Here is a 23,788-nt window from a genome sequence, read left to right as displayed (position 1 = left end):
TATAGTGACCTTGAAAAACAACCACCAAAGCCCCTTTACCGCTTTAATCCAGGATGATTCAATGTTCTCTCAGCCGTCGGAAGTTTTACTTCCGGTCACGGCGTGAGGTTATTCAATTATCCTAAACCTATAGTGACCTTAAAAAACAACCACCAAAGCCCCTTTACAGCTTTAATCCAGGATGATTCAATGTTCTCTCAGCCGTCGGAAGTTTTACTTCCGGTTACGGCGTGAGGTTATTCAATCATTCTAAACCTATAGTGACCTTGAAAAACAACCACCAAAGCCCCTTTACAGCTTTAATCCAGGATGATTCAATGTTCTCCCAGCCGTCGGAAGTTTCACTTCCGGTCACGGCGTGAGGTTATTCAATCATCCTAAACTTACGGCGGCTTAGAAAAACAACCACCAAATCCCCTTTATAGCTTTAATCCAGGATGATTCAATGTTCTCTCAGCCGTCGGAAGTTTTGCTTCCGGTCACGGCGTGAGGTTATTCAATCATCCTAAACCTAAAGTGACCTTAAAAAAACAACCACCAAAGCCCCTTTACCGCTTTAATCCAGGATGATTCAATGTTCTCCCAGCCGTCGGAAGTTTTACTTCCGGTCACGGCGTGAGGTTATTCAATCATCCTAAACCTATAGTGACCTTGAAAAACAACCACCAAAGCCCCTTTACCGCTTTAATCCAGGATGATTCAATGTTCTCCCAGCCGTCGGAAGTTTTACTTCCGGTCACGGCGTGAGGTTATTATACCCTATCCATAGGACAAAAAACAGATACCAATGAAGCGAATTCCCAAAATATTCCGTTTTATCAAAAGTTCAGTCCCACAGCAACCTTACGATTGTGTGACATTTCCACCCCCTCGATTGCAACACTTGGGAAAAGATGTTAAAATATAAGCACTCTGATCGAAATATGCTGCATTTGACTTTAAAGATAGATAAGGAGTTGACCGGATGAAACGACTGGCGGCGGTGCTGCTCTGTTTCTCCCTCCTGTTGTGCGTTACCGCCTGTGAGGAAAAAGCGCCGAGCAACGCCAATAAATCCTTTCAATACCATTTGGACGCGGAACCGAAAACACTCGACCCGCAGATTGCCAACGATACATCGGGGACAATCCTGATTCAGGCACTGTTTGAAGGTCTGACACGGTTGGATGCGGATGGGAATCCAACCCCCGGTGTGGCAGAAAGCTGGACTCCCAACGATACTTTTACGGAATTTACCTTTACCCTACGGCAGGACGCCGTATGGAACGACAAGGAAAAAACGCCTGTCACCGCGGACGACTTTGTCTACGCGTTCCGCCGGGCGCTCGATCCCGCAACCGGCTCCACCACCAGTGATCCGCTGCTGTGCATTCAAAACGCCCGGGCGGTCCGCAATGGGGAACTCCCCCTGGAGCAGCTGGGCATAACCGCAGCGGGAACACACAAGCTTGTGGTAACGCTGGCCTATCCGTATGAGGATTTCCCAAAGCTAACCGCCTCCGCCGTCTGTATGCCGTGCCACGAACCGTTTTTTGAATCTACCAAGGGCCGCTACGGATTGGAGAAATCCACCCTGCTCGGAAACGGCCCGTTTGCCATTGACGGAATCTATGGCTGGGAACACGGCTCCTATATCAATCTGCGCCGGTTCTCCGGTTATTCCGGCGACATAAAGCCATTGCCCTCCGACATCAAATTCAGCATTGGCAGCAAAAAAGCGGATGTCTCCGACCCCATTGCCGCATTAAAAAACGGCACGGTGGATGCAATCGCCATGCCGGCCGAACGCGTGGAAGAAGCCAAAGAGATGGGCTGCACGATCACCCGCTTTGAGGACACCACCTGGGGGCTCTGCTTCAATACGCAAAACGCGCTGATGCGGAATCTGAATATCCGAAAAGCGTTTACCCAGTCGTTTGACCGCGCAAGGGTGCTTTCCCATCTTCCCGCCGGAACCACAGCGGCGGAAAACATCATCACGCCGGATACCAAGCTATTGGGAAAGAACTACCGCGAGCAGGCGGGCGGGCCCTTTTATCTTCAACAGGATGCGCAAGCGGTGCAATACCTTGCCGCCGGTATTCAGGAGCTGGGATTGGAAACGCTGCCCAAGGTGACCATCCTCTGCCCGGACGACCCGGAGGTGCGCCTGATGGTCAACGAAATGCTGACCGAATGGAACGCCCAGTTCGACTACTATTTTAATATGGAATCGCTTTCTAAAAGGGAACTCGCGTCCCGCGTCGCCAGCGGCAATTATCAGCTTGCCATCTGTTCCATTACGCCGGACGCGGAAGGTCCGCTCGCCGTTCTGAACCTCTTTAAAAGCAGCAGCCAAAACAATCCTGCGGGCCTGCGCTCCACCGGATATGACGAGCACCTTTCCGCTGCGGAGCATCAGAGCGGTGTAAAAGCGGCCGCCACCTGTGCCGCCATGGAGCGCTATTTAAACGAACAGTGTATCTTTTACCCGCTCTATTACGAAAGCCACTACTTCGCCTCCGCACCGGGCGTGACCGGCATTGTCTTTCATCCCTACGGCGGCGGAGTTGATTTTATCAGCGCGGGCAAAGGATGATTGTTCACAAAAAGGAAGGAATGGATATGATTACATCTATGGTCGCTTTTTATCCCTGTCTCGACCTCGCGGAGACACAGGATTTTTATACAAAGGTGATTGGCCTGCAGACGGTTTTCTCCACGGAGACAGTCCGTATTTTTGGCATTGGGCACGGCTCGTTTGCATTTGTCCAATATGGCGACGGACAGACCGCCTCCGGCAAGTTATGTCTGTCCCTGAATTGCGCCAGCAGAGAGGATGTCGACGCGGAATACCAGCGCATCCTGGCGCTGGGCATCCAGACCAAGAGCTGCCCGGCACCGCATCTCTCCCAGCCGGTTTACTCCTTCTTTCTGGAAGATCCAAACGGCTACACCGTTGAATTTCAGAAAATTGATGGGCTGAATCTTTGAGTACAGGACTGCCGAAATGAAAAACGCTATAACATTAACATACGAACCAGCCGGCGCAGCCGATGCTGAAGCCATCTTTCTCTTGAACAAGGAGCAGATCGACCGCTATGAAGACCGGCAGGCCATCGATTACGAAAAAGCACTGACGTGGGTACGGCAAAAAATCCAATCGCACATCGAAGCGTATACTTGCATTCTCTATGAGAATCAAAAGGCCGGATACTACTATTTCCATCCTGCCAACGGCAAAATGGAGCTGGATGACCTGTGTATCCTTCCCGCCTTTCAAAACAAAGGCATTGGAACTGCCGTTCTGCTGCAATGCTGTTTGAACACCAATCTGCCGGTCTATTTGTATGTCTTCACTGCCAACACCAGGGCAGTCGCGTTGTATACCAGGTTGGGATTCCGGGTTCGGAACACCTTCTCCAGCGGAAGGCTGCTTCTGCAAAAAGACGGATCCCGCTGATTTCATGTCTTCCCCTTCCCCCAAAAATATAGTTGTGCTGCAAAAAATACCGCTTTGCCACATACATGGCAAAGCGGTATTTTCTATCTGTATCAATCTTTTAAAAATTACATTCCGTAAATTTCTTCCGCACTCAAAATGGTGATGCCGTTTTCTTTGAGCACCTCCACGGCACGGTTGCTGTCGTCCACACGGAGAATCACAAACGCCTTGCCGTGTTCGCGGCTGACAAAGGCGTACATGTATTCCACGCCGATGGTATTGTCCGCCAACACGCGCAACGCCTTGGCGAATTCGCCGGGCTGGTCGTTGATGCCCATGGCGATGACGCTGGTGAGGGATACCGTCATGCCCTTATCCTTCAGCGCTTCCACCGCTTCCTTCGGTTTGTCGACAATCAGGCGGAGAATGCCGAAATCGCTGGTGTCAGCAATGGAAACCGCACGGATATCCACGCCCACTTCCGCGACCGCCTCCGTGATCTCCGCCAGCCGGCCGGATTTGTTTTCCACAAAAATCGAAATCTGCTGGATCTGCATGCCAATTCCTCCTTTAACCTTTGTTTCGTTTGTCGATGACGCGCTTTGCTTTGCCTTCCGAACGCGGAATGGACTTGGGTTCCAACAGGCGGACCTTCGCCGCAATGTTCAGTGTGGACTGCAGTGCGTTGGCAATCTTGTGTTCCGTGCTTTCCAAACTGCGGACGGTGTCGCTGAACATATCCTCCGTCATCTCCACCTGCACTTCCATGCAGTCCAGATTGTTGACACGGTCGATCACCAGCTGATAGCTGGGCGCCATGCCAAGCTCCAGCAGTACGCTTTCCACCTGGGATGGGAATACGTTGATACCGCGGATGATCAGCATGTCGTCCGTGCGGCCGCGCGGTTTGCCCATGCGGACCAGGGTTCTTCCGCACTCACAGGTTTCGTGGTTCAAAGTGCAGATATCGCGCGTGCGGTAACGGATCAGCGGCAGCGCCTCTTTGCCGATGCACGTAAAGACCAGCTCGCCGAACTCGCCGTCCGCCAGGGATTTGCCCGTTTCCGGATCGATAATCTCCGGGAAGAACATATCCTCGTTGACGTGCATGCCCGCCTGCATCTGGCATTCGCAGGAAACGCCGGGACCGGCAATTTCTGAAAGGCCGTAAATATCATAAGCACGGATGTCGAGCAATCGCTCGATTTCACGGCGCATTTCCTCCGTCCACGGCTCCGCACCGAAAATTCCGGCGCGCAGCTTCAGTGTTTTGGGATCAATCCCCATGTCGCGCACCGTCTCGCCGATGTACATCGCATAAGACGGCGTACAGCATAGGATATCAGAACCGTAATCCTGCATGATCTGCACCTGCCGCTTGGTATTGCCGGTGGAAACCGGGATTGCCGTCGCGCCCAGCTTTTCCGCACCGTAGTGCAGTCCCATACCGCCCGTAAACAGGCCGTAGCCGTAGGAAACATGTACATAGTCCGACTTGGTGCCGCCCACCGCTACAATGCTGCGGGCCGCGCTGCGCGCCCACACGTCAATGTCATGTCTGGTATACCCCACAACGGTCTGTTTGCCGGTGGTGCCGGAGGACGCGTGGATGCGCACCAGCTGCTCCTTCGGCACCGCAAACATGCCAAAGGGATAGTTGTCGCGCAGGTCGTCCTTATAGGTAAACGGCAGCTTGCTGATGTCGTCGATGGATTTGATATCCCCCGGCTGCAAGCCAATTTCATCAAACCGCTTCTTATAAAGCGGAACATTGTTGTACGCCAGATGGACCATTTTCACCAGCTTTTTTGACTGGATGTAATGCAGCACCTCGCGCGAGGCGCATTCCAGCTCCGGCTCAAAATAATTCCCGTGCATTTGTATCATCCCTCTTTTCAAAAACTGATCCCCGTATGTTCAGACTTCGGCGTTGTAGCCCAGTTCAAAGGCCTTCAGGTTCAGGTCAATAAATTTCTGTGGCACGGTCGCCTTGATGGTGTCAATCCAGACCTCTTTGGGCAGGTCGAGCTTCTTCGCCATTGCGCCGATAAGCACCACATTGACCGCCTTGACGGAACCGGCCTGCTCCGCCAGCCCCAGCGCGTCGATGGCGACCATCTTCGCGCCCTGCTTCGTCACTTCGCCAAGGATGTCCTCCGGATATTCCTTCTGCCCGGTGACGACGGACATCGGGTCCATCTGCTGGGTATTGACGATCACGGTGCCGTCCGGCTTGAGCCACGGCAGATAGCGGGCCGCCTCCAGCGCTTCAAAGGCAAGCAGGATATCCGCGCCGCCCTGCGCGATGATCGGGGAATAGACCTTCTCTCCATAGCGCACATAGGTCACAACGGAGCCGCCGCGCTGGCTCATGCCATGCACTTCGGAAACTTTTACGTCAACGCCCTGGTTCAGCATGGCGTTGCCCAAAACGCGGCTGGTCAACAGGGTTCCCTGTCCGCCCACGCCGACGATCATAATACTTTTTACGTTGCTCATGCCTGTACCTCCTGCTCTGTGATGGCTGTCTTCGGACACAAGGTCGTGCACACGCCACAGCCCACGCACTGGGTGTAATCGATGGCCGCCTTGCCGTTCTTCACGCTGATGGCCGGGCATCCGATGCCCAGGCAAGCTTTACAGCCGATGCATTTTTCCGTATCCACCACAAGGGAGGGCTTGTGCTTCACATATTTCAGCAGCGCGCACGGACGGCGGCTGATGATCACGGAGGGCTCCTCCGCCGCCAGCTCCTCTTTGAGCGCCGCGTCCACCGCTTTCAGGTCGTACGGATCGACAACGCGCACGCGGTTGATGCCCACGGCGCGGCAGAGCGCCTCCAGGTCCACCTTCGCGGTTGGATCTCCTTTGATATTGTAGCCTGTGGTCGGGTTCTGCTGGTGGCCGGTCATACCGGTAATGGAGTTATCCAGAATAATCACGACGGAATTGCTCTGGTTGTACGCAATGTTGATCAGGCCCGTGACGCCGGAGTGCATGAAGGTGGAATCGCCGATGACGGCGACGCTCTTCTGCTCGGCTTCCTTGCCGCGCGCTTTATTGTAACCGTGCAGCGCGGAGACGGACGCACCCATGCAGACGCAGGTGTCGATTGCGCTCAGCGGGGCGGACGCGCCCAGCGTGTAGCAGCCGATGTCGCCGCTGACATAAACCTTCGCCTTTTTCAGCGTATAGAACAGGCCCCTGTGCGGGCAGCCGCAGCACATGACCGGCGGGCGCATCGGGGTTTCCACGTCCACGGACATGACTTCCGGCTCTTCTTTTAACATACAGGCGCGGATGACGTTCTGAGAGAACTCATCACAGCGCGGGAAGACGTCCTTGCCGTGAACGGCGATTCCGTTCTTGCGGCAGAAGGTCTCGATCACATCGTCCAGCTCTTCAATGACATAGACTTCCTTGACTTTGGAAGCAAAATTCTGGATCATATGGAGCGGCAGCGGATGCACCATGCCCAGCTTCAAGTAGTTGACTGTATCTCCCAATACTTCCTTGGCATACTGGTAAACCGCGCCGGCGGCGATCACGCCGATTTCTGCGCCGTTGTCCTCCACCGTGTTGATCCCGGAGGTTTCCGCCCAATCGGCCAGCTTTACCAGCCGTTCTTCCACCTTATGATGCTTCGGCTTTGCAAAGGCGGGCAGCATGACGTTCTTGGCCGGGTTCTTCTCATACGGCTTGAGTTCATGCTCCTCGCGCTCATGCAGCTCCACCGGGCTGCGGCTGTGCGAGATGCGCGTGGTCAGGCGGACAAAGACCGGCGTGTCGAACTCTTCAGACAGGTCGAACGCCAGCTTGGTATAATCGCGGCACTCGGCGGAATCCGCAGGTTCCAGCATCGGCATTTTCGCCGCGATGGCGTAGTTGCGGGAATCCTGCTCGTTCTGCGAGGAGTGTAGGCCGGGGTCGTCCGCCACGCCAAAGACCATGCCGCCGTTGACGCCGATGTAGCTCATGGTGAAAAGCGGGTCCGCCGCCACGTTCAGGCCCACATGCTTCTGTGCGCAGAAGGAACGCGCGCCCGCAAAGCTCGCGCCCGCCGCGACCTCCGCCGCGACCTTCTCGTTCGGCGCCCATTCGCAATAGATTTCATCATACTTTGCCGCGGTTTCGGTGATCTCTGTGCTGGGCGTGCCCGGATAGCTGGACACCACCTTGACGCCGGCCTCATAGAGGCCGCGCGCGACCGCTTCGTTTCCCAATAATAATTCTTTCATACGATATCTCCCTTTATTATGCCTTTTCTTCCGGCTGATTGCGTAAATCCAGCACGCGCTTTGCCTTGCCCTGGAAGCGCTCCAGGGACTTCGGCTCCGCCAGCGTGACCTTTGTCTCCAAACCGAGTACGCTCTTGAGGCGGTCGTGAATCTTGCGCTGGACCGCTTCCAGCTCGCCGTAGCTGCTCAGCAGTTCCCCGCTCGTCAGCTCCACCTTCACTTCCAGCGTATCCAGGAAGTTCTGTTTGCGCACGATCAGCTGATAGTGCGGGCCGACATGCTCCATGCCAACCAGCACGCTTTCGATCTGGGACGGGAAGACGTTGACGCCCTTAATGATGAGCATATCGTCCGTGCGTCCCATTACTTTATCCATACGCGCGTGGGTGCGGCCGCATGCGCACGGCTCATAGTTGATGCGCGTAATGTCCTTGGTGCGGTAGCGCAGCACCGGCATGCCCTCGCGGGACAGGGTCGTCACTACCAGTTCGCCGACCTCGCCGGGACCCTTCTGCTCCAGCGTGTCGCGGTCAATGATCTCCGGCAGGAAGTGGTCCTCCGCGAAGTGCAGGCCGCAGCGCAGCTCGCATTCGCCGGAAACGCCGGGACCGCCCAGCTCCGTCATGCCGTAATTATCTGTAACAAACATGTGCAGGTTCTTTTCGATCTGCGCGCGCATTTCCTCGGTGCAGCCCTCGGAGCCCAGCAGACCCAGCCGCAGCTTGTAGGCGCTGGCCGGATACGGGGATTCCTTGACCATCTCGCCCAGGTACAGCGCATAGGAGGGCGTTGCCACCAGTCCTGTCACACCGAAGTCGCGGAACATCATCAGTTGTTTCGCCGTATTGCCGGAGGACGCCGGAATGACCGTCGCGCCCAGTTTTTCCAGACCATAGTGGAGGCCCAACGCGCCCGTGAACAGGCCGTATCCAAAGGAAATCTGGATGATGTCATCCTGCGTGACGCCGGACGCCGCCGCGATGCGTGCGATCAGGTCCGCCCAGACATCGATATCCCCCTGTGTATACACGCCCACCGTGGGCTTGCCCGTGGTGCCGGACGACGCGTGGATGCGCACGATGTCCTTCATTGGGCGTGCCATCATGCCAAAGGGATAGTTGTCCCGGATATCGTCCTTTGTAGTAAACGGTATGTACTGAATATCCGACAGGGTCTTTATCTTGTCGCCGGTCACGCCGGCCGCCTGTAACCGCTCGTGATAAAACGGGATATTGTGATAGCAATAGTCCACCATCTTCTTCAGCTTTTGCAGCTGAAGCGCCTCAATATCTGCGCGGCGCATGGTTTCCACGTCTTTTTGATAGAACATGGCGCTCCCCACCTAACCTAAAATTTACCGCACCAAAGTTCGGCTTTGGTGCGGTTCTCTTTTTGTTATTTTAACTCTTTTTCTGACAAATTGCAACCGTCTTTTTGTGGAACCCCCACGAATTAAAGCAAACTGTTCAGATTCAACAGCACTTTTTATTGATAATAGCCAAAAGCGCATGCCTAGACGGCATGCGCTTCCAATTTTCGCCACGCTATAACTCTTTAAAGCAATGAATCGTCCGCTCCACTCTTTGCGGCCAGCGGCAGAATGACCGTAAACGCGGTGCCTTTGCCGGGCACGCTTTCCACGCCGATTTCGCCGCCGTAAAGGGCAACCAGGTGCTTTACGATGGACAGCCCCAGACCCGTGCCGCCGATCTCGCGCGAACGGCTGGTATCCACGCGGTAAAAGCGCTCAAACAGGCGCGGCATATGCTCCTTTGCGATGCCAATGCCGGTGTCGCGAATGCGGATGACCGCCGTCTGCCGCTGTTTTTGCGCGGTGACGAGGACCGATCCACCCTGCACGTTGTACTTGACGGCATTGGTAATCAGATTATCGAAGAGCTGTTCCAGCCGGGTAGGCGTGCAGGCAACATACAGATCCGGCGAAGCATCCAGATGAAGCTGCACCTGGTTTTCCTTTGTCAACGGCATGGCGCGCTCCAGGCAGCGCTCCAGCGCCTCACCGACGCTGCATGGGCGCATGGAGGGGTCTTCCTTTGCGTTTTCAATCTGGGAGAGTACCAACATGTCGTCGATCAAATGGTGCAGCCGCTCCGCTTCAATGTCCAGCACATCATAGAAATACCGGCGGGTCTCCTCGTCCCGGTTGCCGCTCTTGAGCAGCTCAATGCTGCCGCGGATGGAAGTCAGCGGCGTTTTCAGCTCGTGCGTCACATTCGAGACAAACTCGCTGCGCAGCTGTTCCAGCTTGCGGATACGCGTAACATCCGTCACGACAGCGAGCGCGGCAGGCGTCTTTTGCCCGTCCATCGGCGCGGTATAAACGGTGTATTTTTGATCCTCCGGCAGGTCTGAAAGCTCGTGGCTGGCCGGCTCGCCCGTCCGGACGGCCTCCGCCAGCAGATCCGCCAAACGCGTCAGCAGCAGGCTGCCGTCCAGCTTATCGCCCGCTTTTAAACCCGGACAATCCAATAAAGAACAGGCGCGCCGGTTCAAAAACAGAATTTCATTTTGATCGTTCACCGCCAGAACACCGTCGTTCATTCCCTGCAGCACGCCTTCCAGCTGATCCTGTTTGGTGCGGAGCAGCTCCACGGCGTTCTCTGTGTTATCTGCCATCTGGTTAAAGGACTGCGCCAGCTCCGCGAACTCGTGGTTGAACTTGCCGCGCACCCGCGTCTGAAAGTCCCCCCGGGACAGCTTCTTCGCCGCCTCACTCATGCGCTTGAGGGGCTGGCTGAGCCACGACACAAACAAACTGGACGCGATACTGACCATGATGACGCCGAACAGAACGCCCAGCAGCGCATCCAGCCACATCTTGCGGATGGTTCGTTCCAAATCCTCCAGCGGCAATGCGGCGCGCAGGTAATAACCGCTGCCCAGTTGCACCGCCGCGTAGTAAAAGGGAACCCCTACGCTGGCGCTCCTGCGGGTATCGTATCCATAACCGCCTTCCCGCGCCTGGACGATCTCCGGACGGTCGTAGTGGTTTTCCCTGATATCTTCCTTTTCACTGTCGCCAACGACGTTGCCCATTCGGTCCAGCACGGTGATGCGCATGGGCTGGCCGGCGCTGTGCAGAGAGTTGCCCATTTGCAGCGCCAGCTGCTGTGGATGGCGCGTTACTTCGTCTTCCTGTGTGGAAATCACCGCCAATGCCGCGTTCAGCCGGTTGGTAAACTCCTCCTGGTACTGATTCTGCACCAGGACGGTCGCCGTCAGGAACGCCGCCACAAAGCCGATGAGAATAATTCCCACATTGCACAGCAGCATCTGTTTTTTCATATGTACGCCCTCCCCATAAAGCTGACAAAGAAACGGTATCGCAATACACGTTTTACGGTAAATACCAGGGGTGTCTGGTCGGCTTCCCCATATTTCATGCATCCTGAGACCGCCTCCGGCGCTACTTCAGGTCCGCAAATTTATAGCCCACGCCGCGCACCGTCTGAATCAGCACCGGCTTATCCGGGTCATTTTCCACCTTCTGGCGCAGGTAGCGCACGTGAACATCCACGGTGCGCGTATCTCCAAAGTATTCCACACCCCACACCTTATCCAACAGGTTGTCACGGGTAAGAACCTTGCCGCGGTTCTTCATCAGCATGGCAAGCAGGTCGAATTCCTTGGCGGTCAACTCAACGTTCTCGCCGTTTTTCTCCACAGTATGCCGGGTGATGTCCACCTTCAGGCCGCCGCATTCCAGCGTCTGCTCCGGAATCTCCGCCGCGCGCTCCGCCCGGCGCAGCACCGCGCGCACACGGGCGCACAGCTCCTTCATGCCAAAGGGCTTGACTATGTAATCGTCCGCACCCAGTTCCAGACCGAGCACCTTGTCGATCTCCTCCCCGCGTGCGGTGAGCATTAAAATCGGAATATTCCGCGTCTCCGGAGACGCCCGCAGGGTACGGCAGACTGCCAAACCGTCCGGCGGCGGCATCATCCAATCCAGCACAATTGCGTCCGGCCGGCGCGCCTGTACACCGGCCAGCAGCTTTTCCCCATCCGCAAATTCCGCCGAATCAAACCCTTCGTCTTTTAATCCGAAAACAACCAGCTTGCGAATATTCGGTTCATCGTCCGCAACGTAAATCAAAGGCATAAAAACAGCCCTCTCTTCCTCATTTTGTATTCAGCTCCGGATGCTCGCCCGTCTCCATGTAAATCACCCATTCCGCAATATTGGTGGCATGGTCCGCCATGCGCTCCACATATTTGGTGATGAAGATCAGGTCGACGTCGCACATGACGTTCTGCGGATTTTCCGTAATGATATTGCAGACCTCCAGCACAATGCGGGAGAACATCGCGTCCACGTTGTCGTCCGCCTTGCAGATGGCGCGCGCGGTCTCCACATTGCGGCTGAGGAACACGTCGATGGAATCGCGGAACATGGCGCGGGCGGCCTCCAGCATCTGGACCACATGGGAGAGCGCCAGGCTGTTGCGGTCCAGGTTGGCAATCATCAGGATGTCGCAGATATCGGCGCACTGGTCCGCCTCGCGCTCCATATCGGTCAGGATTTTCAGGCAGGACGCGATAATGCGCAGGTCGCTTGCGATGGGCTGCTGCAAAGCGATCAGATTCATGCAAGTCTGTTCAATCGCATGTTCCTCACTGTCAATCTCATTGTCGTTCTGCGCCACCCACTTGGCCTTCTCCATATCCTGCGTGCGCAGGGCCTCGATGGTCGTCTGGACGCGCCCGTCCACCGTATTTCCCAGATCCGTCATGCGGCGGATCAGATCGTTGATTTCGCGGTCAAAAAGCTTTCTGGGCATACAATCACTCCAATCTATTTTATTATATCATAAAAAGCACGCTGCAAAACAGTCCCTGTTTTGATTGTTGTGTAGAGCAAAATGCGTTTTTCCGCTTTTCTGGACCTCCGGTCGGGACGCGTCTGAGGCGAGAACCATTTTTACCTTGCAGATAATGCTTAAAATATGTTCTTCTACGTTTTTAAAAAGCGGCAATGGTCGTTTAGAGCGTCGAGCAAGGCTTTAGCCTCTAGCGAACGTCCGACCGGAGGTCGAGAAGAGTGAGTGGGAACGAGCGATATGGTTCTTTATGGATTTTTTGTGCTGCCGGGTAAACTTCCGGGGCCGTTGTAGTTTTGTTCTGCAACGGCCTCGTCAAAAATTTACAAGGTGTAGGGGTATTTCATTATCCATACCCCACAAGAGAAATCAGCCAAAGCGGCCCGTGATATACCGTTCCGTGCGCTCGTCCTTCGGCTGGTTAAACATCGTCCTTGTATCGCTGTATTCCACGATCTCACCCAACAGGAAAAACGCCGTGTTGTCCGCGATACGCGCGGCCTGCTGCATGTTGTGCGTCACGATGATGACCGTGTATTGGGAGCGCAGATCGTCCATCAGGTCCTCAATTTTCAGCGTGGAAACCGGGTCCAGCGCACTGGTCGGCTCATCCATCAGGATCACATCGGGCTCCACCGCCAGCGCGCGGGCGATGCAAAGGCGCTGCTGCTGGCCACCGGAGAGGCCCAGTGCGGACTTTTTCAGGCGGTCCTTCACCTCGTCCCACAGGGCGGCGCTGCGCAGGGAGCGCTCCACAATCTCATCCAGCCTCTGCTTGCTCTTGATCCCGTGAACCCGCGGCCCATAGGCAATGTTGTCGTAGACGCTCATCGGGAAGGGGTTCGGCTTCTGGAACACCATCCCCGCACGGCGCCGCAGCATCGTTACGTCGGTGCGCGGGTCGTAGATGTCCTCGCCGTCCAGCAGAACCTTGCCCGTAATTTTGCAGCCGTCTACCAAATCATTCATGCGGTTCAACGTCTTCAGGCAGGTGGACTTACCGCAGCCGGAAGGCCCGATAAACGCGGTGACTTTATGTTCCGGGATTTCAATGCTCACGCCTTTGAGCGCGTGGAAATCCCCGTAATATAAGTTGAGGTCCTCAATCGTAATCTTACTTTTACCCATTTCCATTTCTGATTCAACCCTTTCTGAAGGTCTCACTGCTTTTGCAGCACTTTCGTGACCAGCCTGGTCAGACAGTTGAGCAGGAACACCAGGATCAGCAGCACGGCGGCGGTTGCAAAGGCGATATTCATCGCATCCGGCGTGGACGCTTCGCGCGCCGTCTGGTACAGGTGCAGCGTCAGTGTGCGGCCGCTGGTCAAAATCTGGCGGAAGAAATCCTTCGGCATGTGGTAACCGATGCCGGAGGTAAAGAGCAGCGCGGCGCTCTCGCCCACGATGCGTCCCACCGCCAGGATCACCGCTGTCAGCACGCCGGGCATGGCACATGGCAAAACAATGCCCAGAATAACGCGCAGTTTGCCGGCGCCCAGCGCCAGCGCGCCCTCTTTGAAGGAAGACGGCACCGCGATCAGGGATTCCTCCGTCGTGCGGATGATCGTCGGCAGAATGCAGATGGTCATAGTCAAACAGCCCGCCAGAATAGACACCTGCAAACGGAACAGCACACAGAAGACCGTATAACCGAACAGGCCGAAGATGATGGACGGGATACCGGAGAGCACCTCCGTTGTAAACCGGATGGCCCTGACCAGCCTGCCCTGTTTGGCATACTGCGTCAGGTAGATTGCGGAGGATATGCCGATCGGCGCGGAGATCAGCAGGGTAATTACAACAATATAGAGGGTATTGATGATCATCGGCAGGATGCCCTTCAGATCCGGGTTCATCTCAGAATACGGGGTGGAAATGAATTTCCAGGTGATGTACGGCACGCCGTTGACCAGAATATAGCCAAGGATACCGACCAGCACCACAACGGTCACTGCGGCGGCTAAATAGATCAGCGTTTTCAGGACAGAATCCGAAACGTGCTTGTGCTTGCAGTATAAAGACTTACTCGGCATCCATCTGCACTCCCTTCTTGGAGATATAGGTAAAGCTGATATTGACAATCATGATAAACACAAACAGCACCAACCCGATGGCGAACAGCGCCTGCCGGTGCAAACCGGAAGAATAACTCATCTCCATTGCAATACCCGTTGTCAGGAAGCGCACCGGGCCGAGCAGGCTCGGCATATTGGGGACGTTGCCCGCCACCATGATGACCGCCATGGTCTCGCCAATCGCGCGGCCCACGCCCAAAATCACGCCCGCCAGGATACCGGACTTCGCCGCCGGGATCGTCACTTTGAAAATGGTCGTAGTCGGTGTGGCGCCCAGCGCCAGGGAAGCCTCGCGGTAGGAAATCGGCACGGCGTGCAGCGCCGTCTCCGACACGTTGACAATTGTGGGCAAGACCATGATCGCCAGAATCAGGATCGCGGCCAACAGGCTGTCGCCCGTTGTATTGCCCTGAAAGGGCGGAAAGGTACGGATCGCCGGAACGATCACCAGCATGCCGAAGAAGCCGTAGATGACCGAAGGAATGCCCGCCAGCAGTTCAACCGCCGGACGGACCAGCTTGGCCACGCCGGGCCGCGCTGTTTCCGAAAGGAAAACCGCCGTGAGGATGCCGATCGGCACCCCCAGCAGAATTGCACCCGCGGTTCCCGCGATGGAAGAGAGGATCAGCGCCAGAATCCCGAATTTTTCCGAGCTGGCCGCCCATTCCCTGCCGAACAGGAATTCTCCCAAGCCGATCTGTGCGATGGCCGGCGCGCCTGTCACCAAAATATAAATGGTGATCACCACAACGGACCCGACGGAAACGCAGGACGCCACCTTGAAGATGGATTCCGCCAGCCGTTCCGTCCCCTGCGTCCACAGGCACAACACTGCGCTGATGATCCCCAGAAAGAGTGTGCCCAAAAACGGCCAGAGATACTGCACGGAAATCTCACTGATATTGAGGGATGTGACCGCCGTCTGGATGTTGGAAGTGGTAATCAGCACGATCAGCGGAGTGATTCCGGCAAGAATATACGCCGTTCCCGCAAGGACCGGTTTGCGCAGCAAAAGCAGTACGATGCCGAGCAGCGCCAGCGCCACTCCGGCGATCACCGCGATCCGCGTCAAAAGGGGAATGGTGACCAAACCGCTCATCTGCGGACCGGCCACGCGCATGCCCCGTACGGTTGCGAGCTGCAGCCCGCTCAGCGCGTAAACGCTGTCTTTAAAAACAAACCGGATGTATGGAAAAAAGAAGGAAAGCGCAATCACAGCGCCCAGCGCAACCGCAATGATCTTTTTGATGCGGTTGGCTGTGGCGCGTTTATGTTCCGCGCGTTCGTTTGTCAATGTCGCTTGCAGCATAAAATGCCCTCCGTTCGTTTCGAACTGTCTGGACAGGACAAAATGCTTCGGCGCAGCATGGGCGCCGGAGCATTTTTATGGGCGTATCTACAACTTTTGCACGATGGAGCTGTATCTGCGCCCCTGTTCCTGTTTTTATTCAGCGGTTACCAGGCCGACACTCTTAATGATTTCCTGTCCCTCGTCGGAATAGAGGAAATCGAACCAGGCTTTGATCAGCTCGCTGTCAGAACCCTTTTTGTAAATCTGCACGAAGGGTCTCTGTGCCTTGTAGGAGCCGTTTACGATGTTTTCTTCGTTGGCTTCCACGCCGTCCACCTTGCAGGCAATAATGGAATCATTGACGGAGTCGAGGGAAACATAGCCGATTGCGGACGGGTCGGAACCGACCTTTGCAACCACTTCACCGGTGGAGGTGATCTCCGCCGCGTAAACGCAGCTCTCTTTGCAGTCAAAGATGGATTCAAACCCGTCTCTGGTGCCGGAAGCGGCCTCGCGGCCCAGCACTGTGATCTTCTGGTCGTTGCCGCCGAGCTCTTTCCAGTTGCTGATCTCGCCGGTAAAGATCTTTGTGATCTGTTCGCTGGTCAGCTCCGTGACCGGGTTCTCTTTATTCACCGCGATTGCGATGCCGTCAATGGCAATCTGCTTGATCTCAAACTGGCTCGGATCCTCTTCGTCCTTCAGGTTTCTGGAAAGGTCACCGATCAGCGCCGTGCCCGCAAGCACTGCCTTGGGCGCATCGCCGGAACCGTTGCCGCTCTTGGTGACAGTGACGTCCGGATATTTCACCTGGAACGCCTCGCCCAACGCCTGGCATACCTTTGCCATGGAGGTGGAACCATTCAGGGTCAGGTTGCCGCTGATGGAAGGCGTTTCATCCGGAGAATCCGGATGAGCGCCGGAGGGCGTGTTCGCATCAGGTGTGGACTGAGAAGACGGGGTAACAGACTGGCCCTCCACCTCGGAAGCGCAGCCGACAAACGCAGCGGCGGAACAGATCATCGCAATTACCATCAGGATCGAAAGGATCTTTTTCATTGTTTCATTGCTCCTTCATTTTCTTCTGTTGATTCTTTTTTAAGTACGGGTTCATTCTACCGGGGCAATGTTAAAATCAGGTTAAGCTTAGTTTAGATGAAAATAAAATAAATATGCGTATTCTTCCAAAATCCTTCCGGGCGCAAAAAATCCCCTGCCGCGCACAAACGCAGCAGGGGATCGTTGATTGTTTCTATTTAGTTTGCCGGGTGGTACTTTTCACAGGTGCATTTCTTAAACTTTTTGCCGCTTCCGCAGGGGCAGGGATCGTTCGGGCCGATCTTCTTGCCTTTGCGCACCGGCTGGTTGGCATCCGTCCCATCGGCGCTGGTCGCCGTCGGCTTTGCCACCTGCTCGCGCTTCGGCTCCTCCTGCGTGCGCAGCTGCACGGTGAGCATCATGCGGGCGGTATTTTCGCGGATCGTCGCGATCATCTCGTCGAACATATCAAAGCCTTCCAGACGATATTCCACAACCGGATCGTGCTGGCCGTAGGCGCGCAGGCGGATACCCTTTTGCAGCTCCTCCATCGCGTCGATGTGGTCCATCCACTCGCGGTCGACGTTCTTGAGCAGGATCACGCGTTCCAGCTCGCGCATGACCGTGTCGCCATACGCCTTTTCACGCGCTTCGTACTGTTCCATCGCCTTCTTGGTCAGCTCTTCCTGAACGAATTCCGGTTCCAGCCGCTCCAGCTCGCTCTCGTCGTACACCAGGTCGTCCGGGCCGATCATCCAGCCCATGTAGTGCTCGCGCAGCCCGTTGAGGTCCCAGTCCTCTTTGAGGGTCTCCTTCGGCAGGAACTTCTGCACCTGTGCCTCGATGGCCTGTTCGATCATCTTGACCACCTGCTCGCGGATGTCCTCGCCGTTGAGCACCTGGTCGCGCTGGCCATAGATGATCTCACGCTGACGGCTCATGACGTCGTCAAACTGGAGAACATTTTTACGGATGGCAAAGTTACGGCCTTCAATCTTCTTCTGCGCACCCTCGATGGTCTTGGTGAGCATACCCGCCTCAATCGGCGTATCCTCGTCCACCTTGAGCGTGTCCATCATCGAAGTAATGCGCTCGCCGCCAAACAGACGCATGAGATCGTCTTCCAGAGAGATATAGAAACGGCTTAAACCGGGGTCTCCCTGACGGCCCGCACGGCCGCGCAGCTGGTTGTCAATACGGCGGGACTCATGGCGCTCGGTGCCGATGATGTACAGGCCGCCGACCTTCCGGACTTCCTCCGCTTCAACCTTGGTAATTTCACTGTATTTTGCCTTGAGTTCCTGGTATACCTTGCGCGCCGCCAGAATCTCTTCGTCTTCCGTTTCATAGTAGGAATCCGCCGCGCTGATCATCTCTTCCGTATACTGCATGCGGCGCATTTCAGACTTCGCCATGTACTCGGCGTTGCCGCCCAGCATAATATCGGTACCACGGCCGGCCATGTTCGTCGCGATGGTGACGGCGTTCTTGTGGCCTGCCTGCGCGACGATTTCCGCTTCCTTCTCATGGTACTTCGCATTCAACACCTCGTGCTTGACGCCGCGGCGCTTCAACAGCCTGCTCAGTTCCTCGGACTTTTCAATGGAGATGGTGCCGACCAGAACCGGCTGACCCTTCTCATGGTGCTCCACAATGTCGTCGATGACGGCATTAAACTTGCCCTTCTCGGTCTTGTAGACGACGTCCGGCAGGTCTTCACGCGCCAGCGGGCGGTTGGTGGGGATTTCGATGACGTCCAGCTTATAGATTTCACGGAATTCCGCCTCTTCCGTCATCGCGGTACCGGTCATACCGGAGAGCTTATCATACAGGCGGAAGAAGTTCTGGAAGGTGATCGTCGCCAGCGTTTTGCTCTCGCGCGCGACCTTCACGCCTTCCTTCGCCTCGATGGCCTGATGCAGTCCCTCGTTATAGCGGCGGCCGTACATCAGACGGCCGGTAAACTCGTCGACAATGATGACCTCGCCGTCCTTGACGACATAGTCAATATCCTTGGTCATGACGCCGCGGGCCTTGATGGCCTGGTTGATGTGGTGCTGCAGGGTGATGTTATCGGCGTCGGTCAGGTTTTCCACATTGAAATAGGACTCGGCTTTCTTGACGCCCTTCTGCGTCAGGGTCGCCGTCTTCGCCTTTTCATTGACAAGGTAGTCCGCGTCCTCATACAGGGCGTCGTTGTCCTCTTTTTCATCCAGCTCCGCAACCTTGACAAAGTGCAGAGTCTGTGCGAACGCGTCCGCGATGTTATACAGCTCGGTGGACTTGTCCCCCTGGCCGGAAATAATCAGCGGGGTTCTGGCCTCGTCGATGAGGATGGAGTCCACTTCGTCGACGATGGCAAAGTTATGGCTGCGCTGCACTTTATTCTCTTTATAGATCACCATGTTGTCGCGCAGGTAATCGAATCCGTATTCGTTGTTGGTACCGTAGGTGATATCCGCTTGATACGCGCGCTGACGGTCCGCATTGTCCATATCGTGCGCGATCAGGCCGACGGAGAGGCCCAGGAAGCGGTAGACCTTACCCATCCACTCGGAGTCGCGGCGGGCCAGGTAATCGTTGACGGTGACTACATGGACGCCTTTTCCGGAAAGCGCATTCAGATATGCCGGCAGAGTCGCAACAAGGGTTTTACCTTCACCGGTCCGCATCTCCGCGATACGGCCCTGATGGAGCACGATACCACCGATGATCTGCACCGGGAAGTGACGCATATTCAGCACGCGCCAGGACGCCTCGCGGCAGACGGCAAACGCATCCGGCAGGATATCGTCCAGCGTCTCGCCCTTCGCCAGGCGTTCCTTCAGCACGGGGGTCTGCGCCTGCAGCTCCTCGTCGCTGAGCCCCTTATATTTTTCTTCCAAGGCAAGTACTTTGTCGCAGAGCGGCTGCACGCGCTTCAGCTCGCGCTTGCTGTAATTGCCGAAAAACGCTTTTAAAATGTTTCCCATGAAATGTCACCTCAAACAATTTATTATATACCGGTTAAAAAAGCCCGTCCGCCAACAGAGATTCCGCCTGGCTCCCAACGGAGGGGCCTTTCTCTCTCAGATCAAGCATACGGGCATTATTATAACATAGCCGGGTGAAAAAAGGAAGAACAAATCATGAATTTGGCTGTTCGATTTGTGGAATTTGTCAAACAAAACCAAATAGAAGTCCATCCATAAACGATAAAAAACGGGTGGGAAAACCATCAAAAATTTTCCCACCCATTTTATTTTTCATATTTGTATTCCACCAGATCGGAAAGGTTGCAGTGCAGTGCGTCGCAAAGGCGCATCAGCGTGTCCAGCTTCAAGGTTTCCACATTGCTTCCCCGGAACAGTTTGTTAATCGAATTCCGGCTCACGCCGGAACGCTCTATCAGCTCGGTAATATCGTCGATCTTCTGATCCGCCATGCGGTGCCGGATGTAGTTTTTCAGCATTCTTCTCGCCCCGTTTTTCCTGTTCTGATAAAAAGGATACCGATAAAATTAAAAAGTATCAATATAAAGCTAGAAATCGCCTTGACAAAAACCATTATAAGGATATAATATAACCTTATAGAGTTAAAATATTATTTTATAAGGAAGTGAGAAAATGCGAAAAACATTAGAAAATCTTTATTACGGCAACATAAACCCAAACGATAAAACCATCGTGCGGGGATCTTCGTATGATAAGGGACTTCGGCATATGTCAGAATTGGAGGATAAAATTGAATCGCTGCTGGCAGCACCGATCCGCGATCTTTTTACGGAATATAGCAATATCTCCTCCGACATAGCACAGATCGCAGCAATGGAGCATTTTATTGAGGGATTTCGTTTGGGGGCAAACATCCTGTTGGAAGCGTTGCAAAAGGAAGACGGTAATTTTCAATCCATCCTCTAAGAATATTGTCGAATTGCTATTTAATATGTTATCATTTAAATGAGATCGATTACCTTTTCATTCATGGCTGCTTTAAACCAACTACCGCAATAACAGATGGTTATACAGAAAGGAGTATGCATAAATTGTTATCAAACGAGCAATTGAAGAAAAACCTGCGCAGAAAACATATAAAACAATTTCTATTCTCTTCCTTGTGCATTCTTTCCGCATGTATCCTTCTGGTTATTTGTCAGCAATATCGAATAAACAACCTATGCGCAAAAGTGGTCGTGCCTCTTTCAGAGGATCAGATTCCCGCATTTCTGGACGACAAGGACGCCTATGCACTGGGACTAAACTCCTTTGGAACGCCTGTCTTTGAGAATCCCGAAGAGGCTTTCCAACAGGCATGCATCGACTATGCTTCCGGAATCGCGGCCATTCAGCAGCAATTTCAGCTGGAACCCATTTCGCCATCCAATTGGAAACCCTATGGAGTATACGGTATCCAAATTGTCACGGACGACGAAGCGCTCCAAGAAGCATGCATTAACGTCTCAAAATTTTTCGACTACTACGAAAACAGTTTCTCGGATTCGTAATCTTCATTGGTTTGTCATTCACTGTTTACAGAAAAACCTCTGCTGCTCCAAACATGATGTCTGGGCAACAGAGGTTTTCCTTTGATACTTTATCCGTCTATCCGTTTCCTTTTGAGCAGCAGCGAATTCGTCACCACGGACACGGAGCTGAACGCCATCGCCGCGCCCGCCACAATCGGACTCAACAGCCCGAACGCCGCCAGCGGCACACCGATGGTATTGTAGATGAACGCCCAGAACAGGTTCTGCCGGATTTTGCTCATAATGGCCTTGGAAAGTGTGATCGCCTTCGGCACATCCAGCAGGCTGCCACTCATGATGACAAGGGAGCCCGCCTGCGCCGCCACATCCGGCCGCCACATCCGTGCCGGTGCCGAGCGCCATGCCGATGTCCGCGGCGGCCAGCGCCGGGGCATCGTTCGCGCCGTCACCCACCATGGCAACCACGCCATGCTTCTTCAGCTCCGCGACCTTTTCTTTCTTGTCGCCGGGCAGCACACCCGCGATCACGTGAGTGATGCCGACCTGTGCCGCGATGGCCTTTGCCGTCGCCTCGTTGTCACCGGTGACCATATAGACCTCAATGCCGCGCTCCTGCAATTTTTGAACCGCCTTCGCGGAGTCCTCCTTGACCTTATCCGCCACCGCGAAGACCGCGGCAGGCTGTCCGTCTACGGTCAGCGTGACGGCGGTTTTGCCCTGCTGCTCCAGTTTGGCGGTCGCGTCGTTTTCAAACTTGCCGATATAAATCTTATGGCCGTCCACCATGGCATGCACGCCGCTGCCCACCTGCGCGTTGAACTCCTCCGCTTCCGGAACCGCACCGGCGTGCTCCGCACAATAGGTATAGATTGCCTGGCCCACCGGGTGCTCACTCAGCTTCTCCGCCGCCGCACCGTATCGCAGCAAAGCTGTTTTGTCAAATCCCTCAAACGGCACAAAATCCGTCAGCTTCGGCTGACCCTCCGTGATCGTGCCGGTTTTGTCCAACACAATGCTCTTGATCTTGCCAGCCATCTGCATGGAATCCGCGTCCTTGATCAAAATGCCCGCGTTGGCCGCCATACCGGTCCCCACCATCAAGGCGGTGGGCGTCGCCAAGCCCAGCGCACACGGACACGCGATCACCAATACGGACACCGCATGATAGATTGCGGGCGCGACGTCGCCGGTCACGAACCAGGTAACGGCAAAGGAAACCAGCGCGATGACCAGAATTGTCGGCACAAAGATGGACGCCACCTGATCCACCAGCTTCTGCACCGCCGGCTTGCTCTGCTGGGCGGAGCGGACCATTTTTACAATAGAAGAAAGCATGGTGCTTTTCCCCACGCCCGTCGCTTCAAACTGGAACGCACCCTGGCGGTTGACCGTACCGGCAAATACGCTGTCCCCCACCGTCTTGTTGACAGGAATGCTCTCACCGGTCAGCATGGATTCGTCAATTGCGGAATCGCCCTTGACGATTTTTCCATCCACCGCGACGCCCTCTCCCGGACGCACCAATACGATTTCTCCCGGTACAATTTCTCCCGTGGGAATCTGCTGTTCCGTGCCGTCGCGCAGGACTGTTGCCATTTTGGGCTGCAATTGCAGGAGACTCTCCACCGCCGAATTGGCGCGCGCCTTCGCCTTTGTCTCAAACAACTTGCCCAGCAGCACCAAGGTAATGACCACGGCGCAGGCCTCAAAATAATAGGTGTGCCCGCCCGTCAAAACATTATAGAGGCTGTACAGGTACGCCGCCAACGTGCCAAGGCTCACCAGCACATCCATATTGGCACTGCCGGAGCGGATGGATTCCCATGCGCCCACAAAGAACCGCCAGCCAATGCCAAATTCCACCAGTGTCGCCAGCGTCAGCTGCAGCCAGCCGTTGTGCAGCGTGTGCATCAGCGGAGCGTTGGGCGCGGCAAACATCAGCACCATTTCCACCATAAAGGGCAGCGTCAAAACGGCGGAAATGATAAAGCTGATCAGCAGCTTCTGGAATTCCCGCTGCTGGAACGCGCCTTTGTCTTCCACCACTACATAGCCTGCCTGCTTGACGTTTTTGGTAATATTTTTTAAGTTGACCTTCTGTTCGTCAAAAACGATATGTGCACTTTCCGACGCGTAGCTTACATCCGCTTCCTGTACGCCGTCCAGTTTTTTCAGGGATTTTTCCACTGCCGCGGCACACATGACGCAGTGCATACCGCCGATCTCTACTGTCAATTCTTTCATGATAAAGCTTCCCTCCGCCCTTCCGGGCCAAATGTTCTCACTGGAATATTCTCCGCAGCCGCCCCGGTTCTATTCCTAAAATTTGTCTGTTTTTAATATACACTAAATTTATCCACATTGCAAGCGGTAAGGAAATGTATTTTCCACTTGCACAAACCGCCGGGCGGCGATA

The 23,788-nt window shown here is 54.9% G+C and carries 20 protein-coding genes; 5 read left to right on the top strand and 15 right to left on the bottom strand.

Going from position 1 to position 23,788, the window contains the following annotated elements; all coding sequences use genetic code 11:
• Window positions 1-964 precede the first annotated feature (964 nt).
• Genes BN2106_RS03940 through BN2106_RS03930 form a run of 3 tightly spaced genes read left to right on the top strand, consistent with a single transcriptional unit; the run spans window position 965 to window position 3,442 of the window.
• Window positions 965-2,578 (top strand): peptide ABC transporter substrate-binding protein, encoded by a 1,614-nt coding sequence (locus BN2106_RS03940; protein WP_050697271.1) that lies wholly within the window; start codon window positions 965-967, stop codon window positions 2,576-2,578.
• A gap of 26 nt (window positions 2,579-2,604) precedes the next feature.
• The gene (locus BN2106_RS03935) at window positions 2,605-2,973 is read left to right on the top strand and encodes a VOC family protein (protein WP_207641692.1); all 369 of its coding nucleotides are present in this window, start codon (window positions 2,605-2,607) and stop codon (window positions 2,971-2,973) included.
• 16 nt (window positions 2,974-2,989) lie between these two features.
• Entirely contained in the window at window positions 2,990-3,442 is a 453-nt protein-coding gene (locus BN2106_RS03930) for a GNAT family N-acetyltransferase (protein ID WP_050697269.1), read from the top strand.
• A 107-nt stretch (window positions 3,443-3,549) separates the two neighbouring features.
• Here BN2106_RS03930 and BN2106_RS03925 read toward each other — a convergent pair whose 3' ends face one another.
• The 14 genes from BN2106_RS03925 to BN2106_RS03860 all read right to left on the bottom strand — a co-directional run bounded on the left by BN2106_RS03925 (window position 3,550) and on the right by BN2106_RS03860 (window position 20,358).
• On the bottom strand, window positions 3,550-3,981 hold the full coding sequence (locus BN2106_RS03925; protein ID WP_050697268.1) for an ACT domain-containing protein: 432 nt from the start codon (window positions 3,979-3,981) through the stop codon (window positions 3,550-3,552).
• A 13-nt stretch (window positions 3,982-3,994) separates the two neighbouring features.
• Entirely contained in the window at window positions 3,995-5,302 is a 1,308-nt protein-coding gene (locus tag BN2106_RS03920; protein ID WP_050697267.1) for a phenylacetate--CoA ligase family protein, read from the bottom strand.
• 39 nt (window positions 5,303-5,341) lie between these two features.
• Window positions 5,342-5,923: an indolepyruvate oxidoreductase subunit beta gene (locus tag BN2106_RS03915; RefSeq protein ID WP_050697266.1), complete on the bottom strand. Its 582-nt coding sequence runs from the start codon at window positions 5,921-5,923 to the stop codon at window positions 5,342-5,344.
• Window positions 5,920-7,662, bottom strand: coding sequence for an indolepyruvate ferredoxin oxidoreductase subunit alpha (gene iorA / locus BN2106_RS03910; protein WP_050697265.1), 1,743 nt, complete (start codon window positions 7,660-7,662; stop codon window positions 5,920-5,922). The genes BN2106_RS03915 and iorA overlap by 4 nt, the downstream gene beginning before the upstream one ends.
• Window positions 7,663-7,678: 16 nt before the next feature.
• The gene (locus tag BN2106_RS03905; protein WP_050697264.1) at window positions 7,679-8,992 is read right to left on the bottom strand and encodes a phenylacetate--CoA ligase family protein; all 1,314 of its coding nucleotides are present in this window, start codon (window positions 8,990-8,992) and stop codon (window positions 7,679-7,681) included.
• Window positions 8,993-9,216: 224 nt separating this feature from the next.
• Window positions 9,217-10,968: an ATP-binding protein gene (locus tag BN2106_RS03900; protein WP_050697263.1), complete on the bottom strand. Its 1,752-nt coding sequence runs from the start codon at window positions 10,966-10,968 to the stop codon at window positions 9,217-9,219.
• Window positions 10,969-11,089: 121 nt separating this feature from the next.
• Entirely contained in the window at window positions 11,090-11,785 is a 696-nt protein-coding gene (locus BN2106_RS03895; RefSeq protein WP_050697262.1) for a response regulator transcription factor, read from the bottom strand.
• Window positions 11,786-11,804: 19 nt separating this feature from the next.
• Window positions 11,805-12,464: a phosphate signaling complex protein PhoU gene (gene phoU / locus BN2106_RS03890; RefSeq protein ID WP_050697261.1), complete on the bottom strand. Its 660-nt coding sequence runs from the start codon at window positions 12,462-12,464 to the stop codon at window positions 11,805-11,807.
• A 408-nt stretch (window positions 12,465-12,872) separates the two neighbouring features.
• Window positions 12,873-13,631 carry a phosphate ABC transporter ATP-binding protein PstB gene (pstB, locus tag BN2106_RS03885; protein ID WP_407921738.1) on the bottom strand — a complete coding sequence of 253 codons (759 nt, stop codon included), beginning with the start codon at window positions 13,629-13,631 and terminating at the stop codon, window positions 12,873-12,875.
• A 32-nt stretch (window positions 13,632-13,663) separates the two neighbouring features.
• The gene (pstA, locus tag BN2106_RS03880; protein ID WP_050697259.1) at window positions 13,664-14,536 is read right to left on the bottom strand and encodes a phosphate ABC transporter permease PstA; all 873 of its coding nucleotides are present in this window, start codon (window positions 14,534-14,536) and stop codon (window positions 13,664-13,666) included.
• Window positions 14,526-15,887, bottom strand: coding sequence for a phosphate ABC transporter permease subunit PstC (gene pstC, locus BN2106_RS16910; RefSeq protein WP_082236350.1), 1,362 nt, complete (start codon window positions 15,885-15,887; stop codon window positions 14,526-14,528). The genes pstA and pstC overlap by 11 nt, the downstream gene beginning before the upstream one ends.
• 135 nt (window positions 15,888-16,022) lie before the next feature.
• Window positions 16,023-16,928 carry a phosphate ABC transporter substrate-binding protein gene (locus tag BN2106_RS03870; protein ID WP_050697258.1) on the bottom strand — a complete coding sequence of 302 codons (906 nt, stop codon included), beginning with the start codon at window positions 16,926-16,928 and terminating at the stop codon, window positions 16,023-16,025.
• 197 nt (window positions 16,929-17,125) lie between these two features.
• Entirely contained in the window at window positions 17,126-19,879 is a 2,754-nt protein-coding gene (secA, locus tag BN2106_RS03865) for a preprotein translocase subunit SecA (RefSeq protein WP_050697257.1), read from the bottom strand.
• 266 nt (window positions 19,880-20,145) lie between these two features.
• Entirely contained in the window at window positions 20,146-20,358 is a 213-nt protein-coding gene (locus tag BN2106_RS03860; RefSeq protein ID WP_050697256.1) for a helix-turn-helix domain-containing protein, read from the bottom strand.
• Between the two features lie 154 nt (window positions 20,359-20,512).
• Between BN2106_RS03860 and BN2106_RS03855 the strand changes: the two genes are divergently transcribed.
• Together BN2106_RS03855 and BN2106_RS03850 are read left to right on the top strand one after the other, a co-directional pair.
• The gene (locus BN2106_RS03855) at window positions 20,513-20,806 is read left to right on the top strand and encodes a DUF6809 family protein (protein ID WP_050697255.1); all 294 of its coding nucleotides are present in this window, start codon (window positions 20,513-20,515) and stop codon (window positions 20,804-20,806) included.
• A 272-nt stretch (window positions 20,807-21,078) separates the two neighbouring features.
• On the top strand, window positions 21,079-21,390 hold the full coding sequence (locus BN2106_RS03850; protein ID WP_154666418.1) for a hypothetical protein: 312 nt from the start codon (window positions 21,079-21,081) through the stop codon (window positions 21,388-21,390).
• A gap of 18 nt (window positions 21,391-21,408) precedes the next feature.
• Here the strand turns inward: BN2106_RS03850 and BN2106_RS03845 are convergent, their stop codons facing one another.
• A complete protein-coding gene (locus BN2106_RS03845; protein WP_154666417.1) occupies window positions 21,409-23,616 on the bottom strand; it encodes a heavy metal translocating P-type ATPase in 2,208 nt (735 codons plus the stop codon).
• Window positions 23,617-23,788 lie beyond the last annotated feature (172 nt).

This window comes from Anaeromassilibacillus senegalensis (assembly GCF_001261775.1).
GTDB lineage: Bacteria > Bacillota > Clostridia > Oscillospirales > Acutalibacteraceae > Anaeromassilibacillus > Anaeromassilibacillus senegalensis.
This window is presented reverse-complemented; position numbering and strand designations above follow the sequence as displayed.